Source organism: Noviherbaspirillum galbum (assembly GCF_010974945.1).
GTDB classification, from domain to species: Bacteria; Pseudomonadota; Gammaproteobacteria; order Burkholderiales; family Burkholderiaceae_D; genus Noviherbaspirillum; species Noviherbaspirillum galbum.
Window position 1 is genome coordinate 35,728 of the sequence record NZ_JAAIVB010000045.1, and the last position, 16,243, is coordinate 51,970.

Genomic DNA, 16,243 nt, shown 5'->3' on the forward strand with positions numbered 1-16,243 from the left:
TCGAATGAACTTGCCCGACGCTTCAAGGAAAATCTCATGAACGCAACCGAACTCACCATCCCCGAGACCGGCCCCGGCCTGGCCGCCCAGGATCCGGCCTCGTCCCTGGCCTGGGAAGCCGAGCGCATCGAAGCCGCCTGCCAGCAGGCGTGCGAGGCCATCGCTCCGGCCTGGCCGCTGGACCAGGCGATCGCGGTCAATCCGCACTGGGCCCGCATCGGCCGGCCGGTGCGCGCGGTGGCTGCGCGCATGGCCGCGCTCGGCGACATCAAGGTGTTTCCCGAGCGCCTGCATTTCCGCCAGGCCTGGGAGGAGGGCAGGATCGCCGCCGATGACCTGGCGCATGCGCTGGCCACGCTGCCGGCCGCCCGGCAAGCCGGACTGACGGCCACGCAGTGCATCGAAGCCTTGCGCGGTTCGCCGCCCCTGCCTCGCCTGCCCCTGCTCATCGACGTGCTGGACGACGATCCGGCCCGCGACCGGCGCCTCTCCTGGCGGCAAGCCATCACCCACCAGGTCAGCCAGACCTGCGCCGCCTACTTCGACGAGCAGCAGGCCGACTGGCAGCCGGAACGGGAACAGGACCTGTACGGCTTCTGGCGCGACACGTTGACGCACGACCATGGCATCGGCGTGCTGATGGGCTTGCCTGCGCTGGGCCGCCGGCTCGGCGCGCTGCCGGCCACGCGGCAGGAAGCGGAACGCTGGGTTTTGCAGCGGCTCGGACTGCCCCGGGAAGTGTGGGCGGATTATCTCGAAGCGGTGCTGCTGACCGTCAATGGCTGGGCATCGTGGTGCGCCTATCTTGGCTGGCAGGCCAGGCTGGCCGGACGCGGCGACGCGCACCTGCGCGACCTGCTGGCGATACGCCTCGCATGGGGAGCGATCCTGCTCGACTGCAAGGAGGATGCGTCGGCACGGCGCGCCTTCGCCGCGCTGCAGGCGGAATGGCGGCACGCGCCCTCATTGTTCGCGCAGGCCGAAGACCTGCTGCTGATGGACGAGGTCTGGCAGGTCGCGCTGGAAGCCGGATACCAGCGTCAACTGGCCCGCAAGCTGCAGGCCGCCGCCACGCCCGCGGCAACCGACGCTGGGCAGCCGGACGTCGAAGTCCAGGCCGCGTTCTGCATCGACGTGCGCAGCGAACCGCTGCGCCGTGCGCTCGAAACGTCCTGGCCGGCCGTCCGGACCATCGGCTTCGCCGGTTTCTTCGGCCTTCCCATCGCCTATGCGCCGCTGGGTACGGCGATGCATCGGCCGCAGCTGCCCGGCCTGCTTGCGCCGGCGCTGACGGTGACGGACCGCATCACCCGCCGGGACGGCGCCGCCCCTGACGAGCGAGGTCAGGACGGCGCCCGCCGGGCGCGCGCGCGCCGCTTCGCCTGGTCGGAACGATGGCTGGCCGCCACCCGCTGGCCCGGCGCCGGCTTCTCCACCGTTGAGGCGGCGGGCATGGGCTATCTCGGCAAGCTCGGCCAGTGGCTCAGGCCGTCCGCGCGGCAGCGCGTGCGAAGCGACTTGGCCGGATTGCCGGACCGCTATCGCGCACTGTGCCGCCCCGCGCTGGACGGCATGGACATCGGCGACAAGACGGCGGTGGCGGGACGCGTACTGCACGCCATGGGCCTCGACGGCTGCCTCGCGCCGCTCGTGCTGCTGGTGGGACATGGCAGCCAGAGCGCGAACAATGCCCATGCCGCCGCGCTGGATTGCGGCGCCTGCTGCGGCCAGACGGGCGAAGTGAATGCGCGGGTGCTCGCGCAGCTGCTGAACGACCCGGCGGTGCGCGAGGGCCTGCGTTCGGCGGGCACGGTCATCCCCGATGGCACGGTGTTCGCCGCAGCCTTGCACAACACCACGACCGACGAGATCGAATGGTTCGACGCCGACCTGCTGCCGCCAGCCGCCGCCGCGCGCCGGGAAAAACTGCAGCGCGCCTTCGCCCAGTCATGCGACCAGGTGCGCCGCGAGCGCGCCGCCAGGCTCGGGCTGGATCCGCGCGCCGGCCATGAACGCTTGCTCGATGCCTACCGGCGGCGCGCCAACGACGGCGCCCAGACGCGCCCCGAGTGGGGACTGGCCGGCAATGCGTCCTTCATCATCGCGCCGCGCAGCCGCACGCGGGGCGCGGTGCTGGACGGCCGCAGCTTCCTGCACGACTACGATGCCGCCGGCGACACGGATGGCAGCGTGCTGGAGCTGCTGATGACCGCGCCCATGGTGGTGACGAACTGGATCAACTGGCAATACCACGCGTCGACCTGCGATCCCGCGCGGCTGGGCAGCGGCAACAAGGTGCTGCACAACGTCGTCGGCGGACGCATCGGCGTGTTCGAAGGCAATGGCGGCGACCTGCGCATCGGCCTGTCGCGCCAGTCCCTGCACGACGGCAAGCGCTGGATGCACGAGCCGCTGCGCCTGACGGTGGTGATTGATGCGCCGGCCGACAGGATAGAAGCCATCATCGCGCGGCACGCGGCCGTCCGCGACCTGCTGGAAAATGGCTGGCTGCATCTCTGGCGCTGTGAGGGCGCGCGGCTGTTCCGGCGCGCCGGCGGCGGCTGGCAGGACCTGGGCCTGGAAGCACCGCAGCCGGACTGATGGCGATGCGCCGGCCAGGTTCGCGGGTCTCAGCCGAGCGCGATGCGGAAACGCAGCGCCTTGCCTCCCCCGTACGCGGCCGGCTTGGTGAATTCCTCGACCAGCACGCCGCCATTGGCAAGGATGACGGCCTGCGACGCGGCGTTCGCCGGATCCGTGGTCAGGTCGACCCAGGGCAGGCCCTCCGCCCGCGCGACGGGCAGGATCTGCGCCACCGCGGCCGTCGCATAGCCCTTGCCGCGCTTCCAGGGAACGACGTTGTAGCCGATGTGCCCGAGGTAGGTGTCGGGCAGCGCCACGGTGCCGTGCTGCCAGCGGAACACGGCCACGCCGCAGAACTCGCCGTCCCACATCCAGTAGCGGCATTGCGGGATGGGCGGCTGCAGCGTCCCGTCGGCGAGGCGCCAGGGATCGCGGCTGCCGTGGCGATCGAAGAGGCCGTCGAGGTAGCGCTGCGGATCCGCCGCGAGCTGGGCCAGGATGGTCTCGCCGCCCTTGGGATCGGTGCTGAGTGGAGACCATCCCGATTCGAGCGCAGCGACGAAGCCGTCGAGGTGGTCCAACGTCGGGCGGACGATGCGCATCGCGTTTTCCGGACTGTTTTTCATGGGCGACATTATCACCCACTGTACCGGGCACACCGACTGGCGGTAGAATTTGCTGGAATTGACGATTCGTCAAAGCACTTTTCCTACCTCCGCTTACAGGTGCGATTGCCCATCATGACCAGGAAGCAGCATCTGCCGCAAAAGATTTGCCTGCATTGCGGGCGTCCCTTCACCTGGCGCAAGAAATGGGAAAAGGTGTGGGACGAGGTGAAGTATTGCTCGGACCGCTGCCGCACGGAACGCAAGCGCGCCGCGCCGGAACGGGGACGGCCATGAGCGTGCGCCAGCCCGTCCGCGTGCTGCGCCTGATCCTGGGCGACCAGCTCAATCCGGAGCATTCATGGTTCCGCGAGGCGGACCCGGGAGTTGTCTACGTGCTCATGGAGGTGCGCTCGGAAACCGACTACGTGCTGCACCACGCGCAGAAAATCCTTGCCATCTTCGCCGCCATGCGCGACTTCGCCCGCCACCTGCGCGAGGCCGGCCACCGGGTACGTTACGTGACGCTGGATGACCCCAGCAACCGGCAATCCATTCCGGACAACCTTACCGCCCTCGCGCGGCACTACACGGCCGCGCGCGTCGAGTGGCAGTCGCCCGATGAATGGCGGCTCGACGAGGCGCTGCATGCCTGGGCCGGCGGACAGCCGTTCGAGACGGCGGAAGCCGACAGCGAGCATTTCCTGACCAGCCGTAGCGAAATGGCCGAGCTGTTCGAGGGCCGCAAGCAATGGCTGATGGAACATTTCTATCGCCGCATGCGCCGCCGCCATGGCCTGCTCATGACGGCGCGCGGCGAGCCCGAAGGCGGCAAGTGGAACTTCGACCACGACAACCGCAAGCCCTGGCCGGGCACGCCGCCGGAACCGGCGGACGCCCGCCCCATGCATGATCATCGTGCGCTGTGGGACATGCTGCAGCGCTGCGGCGTCAAGAGCATGGGCGAGGCGCAGGCGGAATGCGTGCGCTGGCCGGTGAACCGCATCGAGGCGCTGGCCTGCCTCGATGCCTTCATCGAAAACGCGCTGCCGCACTTCGGCGATTTCGAGGATGCGATGAGCAGCACGGGGCAGCGCCTGTTCCACTCGCTGCTGTCGTTCGCCCTGAACGTGAAGATGCTGCATCCGCTCGAGGTGGTGCGGCGCGCCGAAGACGCCTGGCGCGGCGGCCATGCGCCGCTGTCGGCGGCGGAGGGATTCATCCGGCAGATCGTCGGCTGGCGCGAGTACGTGCGCGGCATCTACTGGGCGCACATGCCGGGCTACGATGACCGCAACGCGCTCGGGCACCATGCTCCCCTGCCCCGCTGGTTCTGGACCGGCGACACGGGCATGCGCTGCCTGCAGATGGCGATCGGCCAGTCGCTGCGCACTGCCCATGCCCATCACATCCAGCGGCTGATGGTCATCGGCAATTTCGCGCTGCTCGCCGGCCTCGATCCGCGCGCCGTGCATCACTGGTACCTGGGCGTGTACGTTGACGCCTTCGAATGGGTGGAACTGCCCAATACCCTAGGCATGAGCCAATGGGCGGACGGCGGCATCATCGCGACCAAGCCGTATGTCAGCAGCGGCGCCTACATCAAGCGCATGAGCGACTACTGCAAGGGATGCCGCTACGAGCACAAGCAGAGGATGGGCGAAACGGCCTGCCCCTACAATGCCCTGTACTGGGACTTCTTCGACCGGAACGAAGACCTGTTGAGCAGCAACATGCGGCTGGGAATGGCCTACCGCCAGCTCAGGAAGATGCCGCAGGCGGAGCGCGAGGCCTTGCGGGCTCAGGCGGGCGAAGTGCGCGCGCGCCTCGACGAACTCTAGCCCGGTGGACGCCGAACCCGCATCGCCGCATCGAACGATCACGAACACATAGGGAAAGCCATCCATGCAATCGTTGCCGACAAATTATCGCGCCCTCGTCATCGGGTCTTCCGGCGCCATCGGCTCGGCCATGGTCGCGCACCTGCGGGCCGACCCGCGCTGCGGCGAGCTCGTGGGGCTGGGCAGGAGCAGCACGCCCCGCCTTGACCTCGAGGACGAATCCACCATCGCCGCGGCCGCCGCGGCGCTGCGCGCGAGCGGTCCGTGGCACCTGGTGGTGGTGGCGACTGGCATGCTGCACGGCCCCGGCCAGATGCCGGAAAAGCGCCTTGCCCAGCTTCGCTGCGACGACATGCTGCGCAGCTTCGCGATCAATGCGGTCGGGCCGGCCGCCGTACTGACGCATTTCACCCCTCTGCTGGCGCGCGAGGAACGCAGCCTGTTCGCGGTGCTCTCGGCGAAGGTGGGCAGCATCGGCGACAACCGGCTCGGCGGATGGTACAGCTACCGCGCCGCCAAGGCGGCATTGAACATGATCGTGAAAACGGCCTCCATCGAACTCGCGCGCACCCATCCGCGCACGGTGCTGGCCGCGCTGCATCCGGGCACGGTGGACTCGCGTTTGTCCGCGCCCTTTCATGCGGCGCACGGCAAGCGTCCCGCATCGCAGGCAGCGGCCGACCTGCTGGCGGTGCTCGACAAGCTGGACCCCGCAGAATCGGGCAGCTTCCACGCCTACGACGGCGAGCGGCTGCCATGGTAACGCGGGCATCAATCCGACATCGCGCGGCATGCTCCCGCGCGGCATAAAAACAGGAGAATGAAGATGCGCATACTGCTTACCGGCGGCACCGGCCTGATCGGCCGGGCGCTGTGCGGCCTCTGGCAGAGCCAGGGCCATGAACTGATCGTCTGGAGCCGCCGACCGGAACAGGTTCCCGCGCTGTGCAGCGGCGCGCGCGGCGTGGGAAGGCTGGAAGAACTGGAAAATTCGGGCAGCGCGTCCGCGCTGGATGCGGTGGTCAACCTGGCCGGCGCGCCGATCGCGGACAAGCCATGGACGTCGGCGCAGCGCACCCTGCTCAGGAAGAGCAGAGTGGCCTTGACGAAGGAACTGGTCGACTGGCTGGGCCGGCAAGCCCATCGTCCCCGCTTGCTGATCTCGGGTTCCGCGGTTGGCTGGTATGGCGATTGCGGCGAACGCATGATCGACGAACCCAGCCGCCAGGGCACCACGGATTTCGGCAGCGAACTGTGCGGCGAATGGGAACGCGAAGCTTTGCGGGCGGAACCGCTGGGCATGCGCGTCGTGCTGCTGCGTACCGCGCCCGTGCTCGCGCCGCAGGGCGGCATGCTGGAAAAGCTGCGCCTGCCGTTCAGCCTCGGACTCGGCGGACGGCTCGGCAGCGGAAATCAATGGATGCCATGGATCCATATCGACGACCTCACTCGCCTCATCGATCACGTGCTCCAATCCGACGATTGCCGCGGCGTCTTCAATGCCTGCTCGCCGGCTCCGGCAACGAACGCCGAATTCACCCGCGCGCTGGCGCGCGCGCTGCACCGCCCTGCCGTGCTGCGCGTGCCTGCCTGGGCGCTGCGCATGGCCCTGGGGGAAATGTCCGTGCTCTTGCTGACCGGCCAGCGGGCGGTGCCGATGCGGGCGATCAAGCGCGGATTCAAGTTCCAGCATCCCATCCTCAAGGAGGCCCTGGCAGAACTGCTCGCGCGCCGCAAGTAGCGTTGCTCGACGGGATCGCGAGGATTTTCGACAACCGTGTTAGATTGATCAGCTACTTGATCAACAACCCGCACAAGCTGACACCGATGCACATCGAAACCGACGATCCCGGCCGCGCCGACGTCTACGCGCTGCTCGACGAACACCTGCGCAACATGCACGCGCTGTCGCCGCCCGAGAGCGTCCACGCCCTCGACGTGAGCGGGCTGAAGCATCCCGACATCACCTTCTGGTCCGTGCGCGACGACGACGTGCTCCTCGGCTGCGGCGCCCTCAAGGAAATCGCTCCCGGCCATGGCGAGATCAAGTCGATGCGAACGCCATCCGCCATGCGCCGCCGGGGAGCGGGCCGCGCCATGCTCCAGCACATCCTCGCCGAAGCCCGCCGCCGCGGCTACGCGCGCCTCAGCCTCGAAACGGGAACCGCAGACGCCTTCCACGCGGCGCACCAGCTTTACAAGAGCGTCGGCTTCGAAGAATGCGGACCCTTCGGCGACTACCGGCCCGATCCGTTCAGCGTGTTCATGACGCTTGACCTGCGCAAGCCCGAGGCCTGACCCGGCAGCGGCCTACAAGTCACGCATCATTGCCACGAAACCCGGCGGCAAGGATGCGCTTGATGGCCGTTCGACGAAGCCGAGCCGGGCATAGAAAGCCACCGCCTTCGGCGCCGCGTTCAGCCACAAGGCATTCTTCTCGCTCCTGCCCCGGCATGCCGCTGCCGCGGCATCCACGAGCGCCCTGCCCATTCCCTGCCTGTGATATTCCGGGTCGACGAACAGGCTGCACAGGTTCCAGAAATTCTTCACCAGGACGACCCCCGCAAGCTCGCCGTCGATCACGCACTTGAGATGGCAGCACTTCTCCGGGTTCGCCTGCCACCAGTCGAGATTGCCGAGAACGTTGGCCGTCATCTCCGCCAGCAGCCTGTCGCTGGAAGTGACCGCGATGTCCACGATGCGCGGCATCCAGGCGCGCAGGGTGTCAACGTCACCGGGTTCTACGGGTTTGATGAGGAAGGGGGGCATGATTGGATGCGGGCGAGGTTGGTTGCAACCCGTGTTTAATTTTCCGCCATATTCCCTCCCCTTCAAGGGGAGGGAGCTTCACAGTTTAGCGCCTGCGCGGGGATGACGGCGCGTTGTAAAGGTGACGAAGGCTGGCGTGGATGACAAACACCCGCCTCACTTGCCCCCCTTCGCAGAAGGAAAAAACACCTCCTGCCCATCGACCTTGAACGAAGCGATCGCCTTCTGCCCTTCATCGGACGTAATCCACTCGATCAAGCGCATCGCGCCCTTGTAATTGATCCCGGGATACTTCGCCGGATTCACGGCAATGATGCCGTAGGGATTGAACATCCGCGGATCCCCTTCCACCTCGATCGCAAGGCCGGTCTTGGCCTTGTAGGCGCTGTAGGTCGCGCGGTCGGTCAGCGTGTAGGCATCCTTCTCCGCCGCCATGTTGAGCACCTCGCCCATCCCCAGCCCCGCCGAAACATAGGCCGCGCCTTGCGGCTGCGCGCCGACCTGTTTCCAGTAAGCCTTTTCCATCAGGTCGGTGCCGGAATTGTCGCCGCGCGAGATGAAGGTGGCCTTGCTGTCGACGATCTTCTTCATGGCGGCCAGCACATCCTTGCTGCCCTTGACGCCCGCCGGATCCTTCGCCGGGCCGACGATGATGAAGTCGTTGTACATGACGTCGCGGCGGTTGACGCCGTGGCCCTCGGCGACGAACTTGTCTTCCGCGGGGCGGGCATGGACCAGCGTCACGTCGACGTCGCCGTTCTTGGCAAGCTCGAGCGCCTTGCCGGTGCCGACGGCAATGACCTGCACCTTGGCGTCGGCCTTCTTCTCGAACAGCGGCAGCAGGTAGGCCAGCAGTCCCGAGTTTTCGGTGCTGGTGGTGGTGGACATCTTGATGACTTGCTGCGCCCAGGCAGCCGGGGCAAGCAGGGCGGTTCCGAACAGGGCGGCGCAGAGACAGGAAGCCAGGTGGCGGCGTTTCATGACGTTTTCCTCGATGGCATTAAATGGCGAACGAAATATTCTAAGGGCAATCCCCGTCCCTCGCGCGAGACCGGTGGAAGCGCGGCATGGCGTGCCGACTTTACAAGGAAATGCCGAATTTACCGACAACGCACATCGCCGTTTCCTCCTTGCTCCCTGCGTATCCTTGGGCATGCTAATTGCCTCCTCAAGCCTTCTTGAGTTTTCGCTTGCCGCGCGGCATGCCGGCCACCAACGCTGAGGAAGTTGCCATGTCCGATGATCCCAACAAGAAAAACGCGTTGCGCCTGAGCCGGCGCCATTTCCTTCAGTCGGCCGGCGCGATGGTCGGCACGTCGGTGCTGCCGGCGCAAGCGGGCGCGGCCGCCGTTGTTCCTCCTGCTGTCGGCAACGCGGCGCCAGCGCCGTCGCTGGAACGCGTGACGCTGCAGGTCAACGGCGCCGCCCATGCCCTCATGATCGAGCCGCGCGTGACCTTGCTCGATGCCCTGCGAGAACATCTCGGCCTGATGGGGACCAAGAAAGGCTGCGACCGCGGCCAATGCGGGGCCTGCACGGTGCTCGTCAATGGCCGGCGCATCAATTCCTGCCTCACGCTCGCCATCATGCACGAGGCCGACCGCATCACGACCATCGAAGGCATCGGCCAGCCCGGCCACCTGCATCCCATGCAGGCGGCATTCATCGAGCACGACGGCTTCCAGTGCGGCTATTGCACGCCGGGGCAGATATGCTCTGCCGTAGCCATGCTCGACGAGGCGAAGCGCGGCGATGCCAGCGCCGTCACGGCGGACGTGCGCAAGCCGGGCGCGGCGCTGGGCGCGGACGAGATCCGCGAGCGCATGAGCGGCAACCTCTGCCGCTGCGGCGCGTACGCAAACATCGTCAGCGCCATCGCGGACGTGGACAGGAAGGGAGGACGCGGATGAACCTCTTTGCCTACAAGCGCCCCGCGAGCGTCGACGAAGCGGTGCGGATGGCGGCCAGTCCCGGCGCCGCCTACATCGGCGGCGGCACCAACCTGATCGACCTGATGAAGGGCGGCGCCGCCGCGCCGACCATGCTGGTCGATGTCAGCCGCCTGCCGCTCAACGGCATTGCCGAATTGCCGGACGGCGGCGTGCGCATCGGCGCCATGGCGCTCAACAGCGACGCCGCGAATCATCCGCTGATCCGCCAGCGTTATCCCCTGTTGACGCAGGCCCTGCTGGCCGGCGCCTCGCCCCAGCTGCGCAACATGGCGACGATGGGCGGCAACCTGCTGCAGCGCACGCGCTGCTACTACTTCTACGACACGGCCTTCGACCAATGCAACAAGCGCGTGCCCGGCTCCGGCTGCGCTGCGCTGCAGGGCATCAACCGCATCCATGCGGTGCTCGGCGCGAGCCCGTCCTGCATTGCTACCCATCCCTCGGACATGTGCGTGGCGCTGGCCGCGCTGCGCGCCACGGTGCGGGTGCTGGGGCCGGCCGGCGCGCGCGCCATCGGCATGCAGGACTTTCACCGCCTTCCCGGCGACATGCCCCAGCGCGACACCCTGCTGGAACCGGGAGAACTGATCACCGCCATCGACCTGCCCCGCTCCGGCTTCGAGCGCCATGCCCATTACCTGAAGATACGCGACCGCGCGAGCTATGCCTTCGCCCTGGTCTCGGTGGCGGCGGCGCTCGACATCCGCGACGGCACGGTGCAGGACGCCGCGCTCGCGCTCGGCGGCGTGGCCCACAAGCCGTGGCGCATCCCGCAGGCCGAGGCGGCGCTCATTGGTCGTCCGCTTGCGCCCGAGACGATGCAGGCGGCGGCAGACCTGCTGTTGCAGGGCGCGCAGCCGCATTCGCACAACGGCTTCAAGGTTCCTCTGGCCCGGCGCGCCATCGTGCGGGCGCTGCGTTCGGCGGCCGACACAACCCTGGGGACATGACATGAAACAGACCGGCCTTCCGATGAACCGCGTGGACGGTGAAGACAAGGTATGCGGCACCGCCCGCTATGCCGCGGAATTCACGTTGCCGCGCCTGGCGCATGCGGTGATGGTGCAAAGTCCCGTGGCCAGCGGGCGCATCCTTGCCATCGACGGCAAGCCGGTGGCTGCCATGCCCGGCGTACTGGCGGTGCTTACCCACGAGAACGCGATGAAGCTGCCCAAGGGCGGCAAGGCGGCGGTGCAGCCGCCGCAGGGACGCGTGCTGTCGCTGCTGCAGGATGATGCAGTCCACTATGCCGGCCAGCCGGTCGCGGTGGTGGTGGCGGAAACGCTGGAACAGGCAACCGCCGCTGCGGCCGCATTGCGCATCCGCTACGAGCGGCGATCCGCCAGCCTGTCGTTCGCCGCCGCGAAGGGCAATGCGTATTCACCCGGCAAGATCCAGGAATCCGAAGCCGACACCGCGCGCGGCGATGCGTCGCGCGCCGCGTCCGCGGCGGCGAAGCGCGTGGACCTGAACTACGCCACGCCGATGGAGCACCACAATCCGATGGAGCCGCATGCCACGCTGGCCACGTGGAATGGCGACCACCTCACCTTGTACGATTCCACCCAGCATGTCGCCGGCGTGCAGAAGACCATTGCCAAGACCTTCGGCATGCAAGCGTCGCAAGTGAGGGTGCGCAATCTCTTCGTGGGCGGCGGATTCGGCGGCAAGGGCTCGGCCTGGTCGCACGTGGCGCTGGCCGCGATGGCCGCGCGGCATACCGGGCGCCCGGTGCGCCTCGTGCTGCAGCGGCCGCAGCTGTTCGGTCCGGTGGGCGGCCGGCCGCGCACCGAGCAGGTCGTGAAGCTGGCCGCCGATGGGCAAGGCCGGCTGGCGGCGATCGAACACCGCGCGTTCAGCAATACCTCGGCAATCGAGGATTGGACCGAATCGTGCGCCCTGGTCACGCGCATGCTCTACGCCTGTCCGAACGTCGCGACCTCGCATCGCCTTGTCAAGCTCAACGTCGGCACGCCGACCTTCCAGCGCGCGCCGGGCGAGGCCACCGGCAGCTTCGCGCTGGAGTCGGCCATGGACGAGCTTGCCGCGGAAGCAGGCATCGACCCCTTGCGCCTGCGCCTGCTGAACTACGCGGACACCGATCTCGAGAAGCGACTGCCCTATTCCAGCAAGGCCTTGCGCGCCTGCTACGAGACCGCCGCGGAACGCTTCGGCTGGGCGCGCCGCGATCCCCGTCCGCGCTCGATGCGGCAGGGACAGTGGCTGGTCGGCATGGGCATGGGCACCGCCACCCGCCCGGCAAAACGCAGCCCGGCGGCGGCCAGCGTGAAGCTCACGCCCGACGGCCAGGCGGTGGTGCGTTCCAGCACCGAAGACCTGGGCACCGGCACCTATACCGTCATGACGCAGATCGCCGCCGACGCGCTCGGCTACGCGCCGGGCAAGGTTCGCTTCGAGCTTGGCGACACCGACTTCCCCGAAGCGCCGGTCTCGGCGGGATCGATGACGGTGGAAAGCGTCGGCTCGGCGGTGCATGCCGCCTGCCAGCTCGCGCGCCATGAGCTGGTCCGGCTGGCGTGCCGCGATCCGCTGTCGCCGCTATCGGGCGCGAGCCTGGCCGACGTCCGGCTGGAGGATGGCTGGCTGCGGCACGCCGACGGCAAGCGCGCCGAACCCGCAAGCGCGGCCATCGCCCGCGCGCCCGGCGCTGCGATCGAAGCCAGCGCCGACAGCAAGCCCGGCGACGAGACCGAGCGCTATTCCATGCATTCGTTCGGCGCGGTGTTCTGCGAGGCGCATGTCGATCCGGAGCTGGGCATCGTGCGGGTGCCGCGCGTGGTGGGGGCCTATGGCGTCGGCACGGTCATCAATGCCAAGACCGCGCACAGCCAGATCATGGGCGGCATCGTCTGGGGCATCAGCCAGGCGCTGCACGAGGAATCCCTGCTCGACGAACGCTACGGCCGCTTCGTCAACGCCAACCTCGCGGAGTACCACATCCCGGTCAATGCCGACATCGGCGACATCGACATCACCTTCGTTCCCGAAACCGATCCGCACGTCAATGCGATCGGCGCCAAGGGCTTGGGGGAAGTCGGCATGACGGGCGTCGCCGGCGCGATCGCGAACGCGGTTTACCACGCCACCGGGAAGCGCATCCGAGAACTCCCGATCCGGCTCGACAAGCTGCTGTAACCGGCCAAGGACATCGAGGAAAAACCATGAGCTTATCGAAGCAGGATGGCACGCCCGACGGCAAGCTGCCGGGCGGCCTGACACGGCGCGGTTTCCTGCGCCTCGGCACGGGCGCGCTCGCCACGCCCTGGATCGCGAGCGCGCACGCGGCGGGATCGGGAGAGGTGCACTTTCCGCCCATCCAGGCGCCGACGGAAAAACCTGAAAAAACCGAGCAGTTCGATCCGCCCGGCGAACGCGTCGGCTTCGCGGTCGTCGGCCTCGGCCGCATCGCCGTCAACGAGATGCTGCCCGCCTTCGCCCGCTCGAAGCATGCGCGCGTGACCTCGCTCGTGAGCGGCGACCGCGACAAGGCGCTCAAGATCGCGCGGCAATACGGCATCCCGGAGCAGGCGGTGTTCGACTACCGCGACCACGACCGCCTCGCCGACCACAAGGCCACGCAGGCGGTCTACATCGCCCTGCCCAACAGCATGCACGCCGAATACACGGTGCGCGCCGCGCAGGCCGGCAAGCACGTGTTCTGCGAGAAGCCGATGGCCAACAGCGTGGCCGAATGCCAGCAGATGATCGACGCCTGCGCCAAGGCCCAGCGCCTGCTGATGATCGCCTACCGCAGCCAGTACGAAGCGAACGACCGCGCCATCCTCAAGATGGTGCGCGCCAGGCGGCTCGGCACGCTGCGCGAATTCATCTCGAGCAACTGCCAGAACCAGGGCGATCCGGACCAATGGCGACACAAGAAGGCGCTAGCCGGCGGCGGACCGCTGCCGGACGTGGGCATCTATTGCCTGAACGCGGCGCGCTTCCTGTCCGGCGAAGAACCCGTCGAGGTCATCGGCCACACCTGGGCCAATCCCAACGACCCGCGCTTCCGCGAGATCGAAGAGGCGGTGCATTTCATCCTGCGCTTCCCGAGCGGCTTCACCGCGACCTGCACCAGCAGCTACAGCGGCCACAATGCCAAGTTCCTGCGCCTCATCGGCAGCGAAGCCTGGGTGGAACTCGATCCGGCCTACTCCTACTCGGGCATCCGCCTGCGCGTCGGCAGGCTGGTCGACGGCAAGGACAGCGTCCAGGAAATCGCCCTCGAATCCGACGACCAGTTCGTGAAGGAACTGGACCACATGGCGCAATGCGTCAAGGCCAACCGCCGTCCGCATACGCCGGGCGAGGAAGGCCTGCAGGACATGCGCGTCATCGAGGCGATCTACCAGTCCGCAAGGGAAGGAAGGCCGGTGACGCTCGCGCCACCTGCCTTCTCCGTGCGCGGGCCGGTACCGGAGGACAGCGACTGACCGGCTTCCCTTCGCCCGTTACTTGACGGCGATCGTCGCGCTCGTCTGCGTACCGTCGAACACGATCTTCGACGGCCAGGCCGGCCAGGTTGTTTTCAGCGCGTCGTTGTTCGGATCGCCTTTCCGCGCGAAGGCGCTGATGCTCTTCATCATCGCGTCGGACAGGGCAAGCCTGCCGGGACGGTTTGCCGAGGTATTGATCACGTTGGAAAACAGCACGTTGTCGAAGTTGCCGAACACGAAGGGCAGGTCGAAGGCATGGGACGCGCCGAAGATGGCATCGAAGGGCTTGGGCATTTCATCCCAGTCGAACTGGTAGGCCCAGACCGCGGACTGCTGCGACTTCAGGGCATTCAGCACGCTGTCGCGCTGGGTGAAGAACAGATTTTGCGTCAGCACGTCGATGCGGGCCTTGAAGCCGGTGACGGGCGTGTTCACCGGCAGGTAAGCCGCGGGAATCCACTGCTCGACCGAGGTGGTCGGCGGCGCCTCCGGATTGTTCTTGGTGACGATCGAGAAGAAGGTCTTGTCGTCGATCAGGCGTCCGCTCAGGCCACCCAGCGAAGGCGTCGCGAGGAAGGCGGCGAACAGGGTGCCCTCGTCGCGGGTATTGCCCGCCAGGACGGGAACCTTGACGTACTGGCCGGCCTTGATGGCGGCGATCGGGTCGGTGGGCAGGACGGTGCCTTCCGGGATGGGATTCGACGAAGACAGCCCGGCTGCGGCGAGCTTCGTCCTCACGACGTTCAGCACGGCATCCGTCGACTTGCCGCGCAGGTAATCGGCAAGCTGGGCCGGGGTGCGGCTCGCGATGTAGGCATCCGCGCCGGCGGCGTCGGCGGCGAGGCCGTCTCCGATGACCAGGTTCGACAGCAGTGCCGCGCCCTGGGCCTGGGATGTGGGATTCGGGGACAGCACGCCCGAGGTGCCGGCCGGCAGGCTGCTCGCGAGTGCAATGCCGCCGCTCAGGGGAATCGCGCGCTGGAACAGCGCCGGGCTCGCGTTTCGCGCCAGCGGCGAGGTGAGCAGGGCCAGCACGTTGACCGCGCCGGCGGAGTGGCCCATCAGGGTGACGTTCTGCGGATCGCCGCCGAAGGAGGCGATGCTGGCGTTGACGAACTTGAGCGCCTTGATGATGTCCAGCAAGGCGAAGTTGCCCGAGCTTTCCGCGGGGTCGCTGGTCTTCAGCGAAGCGGCATTGAGGAAGCCGAAGATGCCGACGCGGTAGTTCACCGTGACGACCACTGCGTCGGCCGCTTTCGCGAGCGCCGCGCCGTCGTATTGCGGATCCGCCGTGTAGCCGCTGACGTTGCTGCCGCCGTGCACGAAGACGATGACGGGTCGCGGCGCCGACGAGGTGGCGGACGGCTGCCATACGTTGAGGTACAGGCAATCCTCCGAGCCGACGGTCTGGCCCAGGGTGGAGCTGACGGTGTCGTCCAGCCGGTTGTTCAGGCCCGGGCTGAACAGGCGGCCGGTCTGGGCACAGGCATTGGCAAACTTGTCCGTCGCCTTCGGGGTAGTCCATGCGACCGGGTCGACCGGGGCCTTCCATCGCAACTCGCCCGCCGGCGCCTTCGCGAAGGGAATGCCCTTCCAGCTATACACGCCCTTCGTCGTCGATTCATCGACGCCGACCACGGTGCCGTATGGCGTATTGCGCTGGGTGACGCCAGCCGAATCGCCGCCGCCGCAGCCCGACAATTGCAACAGGAAAAGCAAGGCGCACGCCGCGCCCGCATGGTACTTCGATGTCATGACCGTCTCCTCAGGGATTCTTCTTCGATGATGAATGGCTACGCCGCGGTCGCCGGACTTGCTGCCGGTTCGACACGGTGCCTTGGATGCGCAAACTTGAAGCAGTGCACCCTGCGAGAATGCCTTGACGAGGGGAACAAGCCAACGTGGGAAGTCCACATCCGATCGCGCGGACTTGTGTGATTAACTTCCAAAGCCTGGCGCAAAGGCGAAAACGGGATCCCCGCCTCCGCTCGGATACTTGGGCATTGGCCGGTTAGGTCTTTGACTTGTCACGCGAG

Annotated in this window: 14 protein-coding genes; 10 read left to right on the forward strand and 4 right to left on the reverse strand. The window is 67.5% G+C overall.

Features of this window, described 5'->3' with window-relative positions:
- Positions 1-36 precede the first annotated feature (36 nt).
- Positions 37-2,601: a YbcC family protein gene (locus tag G3574_RS13580; protein ID WP_163964009.1), complete on the forward strand. Its 2,565-nt coding sequence runs from the start codon at positions 37-39 to the stop codon at positions 2,599-2,601.
- Positions 2,602-2,630: 29 nt separating this feature from the next.
- On the opposite strand, the gene G3574_RS13585 is transcribed toward G3574_RS13580, so the two are convergent.
- Positions 2,631-3,209, reverse strand: a complete 579-nt coding sequence (locus G3574_RS13585; RefSeq protein WP_235953419.1) for a GNAT family N-acetyltransferase — start codon at positions 3,207-3,209, stop codon at positions 2,631-2,633.
- Between the two features lie 114 nt (positions 3,210-3,323).
- On the opposite strand from G3574_RS13585, the gene G3574_RS13590 reads away from it, so the two are divergent.
- The 5 genes from G3574_RS13590 (at position 3,324) to G3574_RS13610 (ending at position 7,327) form a co-directional block, all read left to right on the forward strand.
- Positions 3,324-3,485 carry a DUF2256 domain-containing protein gene (locus G3574_RS13590; protein WP_163964011.1) on the forward strand — a complete coding sequence of 54 codons (162 nt, stop codon included), beginning with the start codon at positions 3,324-3,326 and terminating at the stop codon, positions 3,483-3,485.
- Positions 3,482-5,029, forward strand: a complete 1,548-nt coding sequence (locus G3574_RS13595; protein ID WP_163964013.1) for a cryptochrome/photolyase family protein — start codon at positions 3,482-3,484, stop codon at positions 5,027-5,029. Before G3574_RS13590 ends, G3574_RS13595 begins: the two co-directional genes overlap by 4 nt.
- Positions 5,030-5,093: 64 nt before the next feature.
- Positions 5,094-5,792 (forward strand): SDR family NAD(P)-dependent oxidoreductase, encoded by a 699-nt coding sequence (locus G3574_RS13600; RefSeq protein ID WP_163964015.1) that lies wholly within the window; start codon positions 5,094-5,096, stop codon positions 5,790-5,792.
- A 63-nt stretch (positions 5,793-5,855) separates the two neighbouring features.
- A complete protein-coding gene (locus tag G3574_RS13605; protein ID WP_163964017.1) occupies positions 5,856-6,770 on the forward strand; it encodes a TIGR01777 family oxidoreductase in 915 nt (304 codons plus the stop codon).
- Positions 6,771-6,814: 44 nt separating this feature from the next.
- On the forward strand, positions 6,815-7,327 hold the full coding sequence (locus tag G3574_RS13610) for a GNAT family N-acetyltransferase (RefSeq protein WP_328804784.1): 513 nt from the start codon (positions 6,815-6,817) through the stop codon (positions 7,325-7,327).
- Between the two features lie 12 nt (positions 7,328-7,339).
- Here G3574_RS13610 and G3574_RS13615 read toward each other — a convergent pair whose 3' ends face one another.
- A complete protein-coding gene (locus G3574_RS13615; RefSeq protein ID WP_163964020.1) occupies positions 7,340-7,798 on the reverse strand; it encodes a GNAT family N-acetyltransferase in 459 nt (152 codons plus the stop codon).
- A gap of 156 nt (positions 7,799-7,954) precedes the next feature.
- Entirely contained in the window at positions 7,955-8,779 is an 825-nt protein-coding gene (locus G3574_RS13620) for a substrate-binding domain-containing protein (protein WP_163964023.1), read from the reverse strand.
- A 251-nt stretch (positions 8,780-9,030) separates the two neighbouring features.
- On the opposite strand from G3574_RS13620, the gene G3574_RS13625 reads away from it, so the two are divergent.
- The 4 genes from G3574_RS13625 to G3574_RS13640 are packed head-to-tail and all read left to right on the forward strand — an operon-like array spanning position 9,031 to position 14,204.
- On the forward strand, positions 9,031-9,708 hold the full coding sequence (locus tag G3574_RS13625; protein WP_163964025.1) for a 2Fe-2S iron-sulfur cluster-binding protein: 678 nt from the start codon (positions 9,031-9,033) through the stop codon (positions 9,706-9,708).
- Positions 9,705-10,700, forward strand: coding sequence for an FAD binding domain-containing protein (locus G3574_RS13630; RefSeq protein WP_163964027.1), 996 nt, complete (start codon positions 9,705-9,707; stop codon positions 10,698-10,700). Before G3574_RS13625 ends, G3574_RS13630 begins: the two co-directional genes overlap by 4 nt.
- Before the next feature lies 1 nt (position 10,701).
- Positions 10,702-12,906, forward strand: a complete 2,205-nt coding sequence (locus G3574_RS13635; protein WP_163964029.1) for a xanthine dehydrogenase family protein molybdopterin-binding subunit — start codon at positions 10,702-10,704, stop codon at positions 12,904-12,906.
- A 26-nt stretch (positions 12,907-12,932) separates the two neighbouring features.
- Positions 12,933-14,204 (forward strand): Gfo/Idh/MocA family protein, encoded by a 1,272-nt coding sequence (locus tag G3574_RS13640; protein ID WP_163964031.1) that lies wholly within the window; start codon positions 12,933-12,935, stop codon positions 14,202-14,204.
- A gap of 18 nt (positions 14,205-14,222) precedes the next feature.
- On the opposite strand, the gene G3574_RS13645 is transcribed toward G3574_RS13640, so the two are convergent.
- A complete protein-coding gene (locus G3574_RS13645) occupies positions 14,223-15,962 on the reverse strand; it encodes a carboxylesterase/lipase family protein (protein ID WP_163964033.1) in 1,740 nt (579 codons plus the stop codon).
- Between the last annotated feature and the right edge of the window lie 281 nt (positions 15,963-16,243).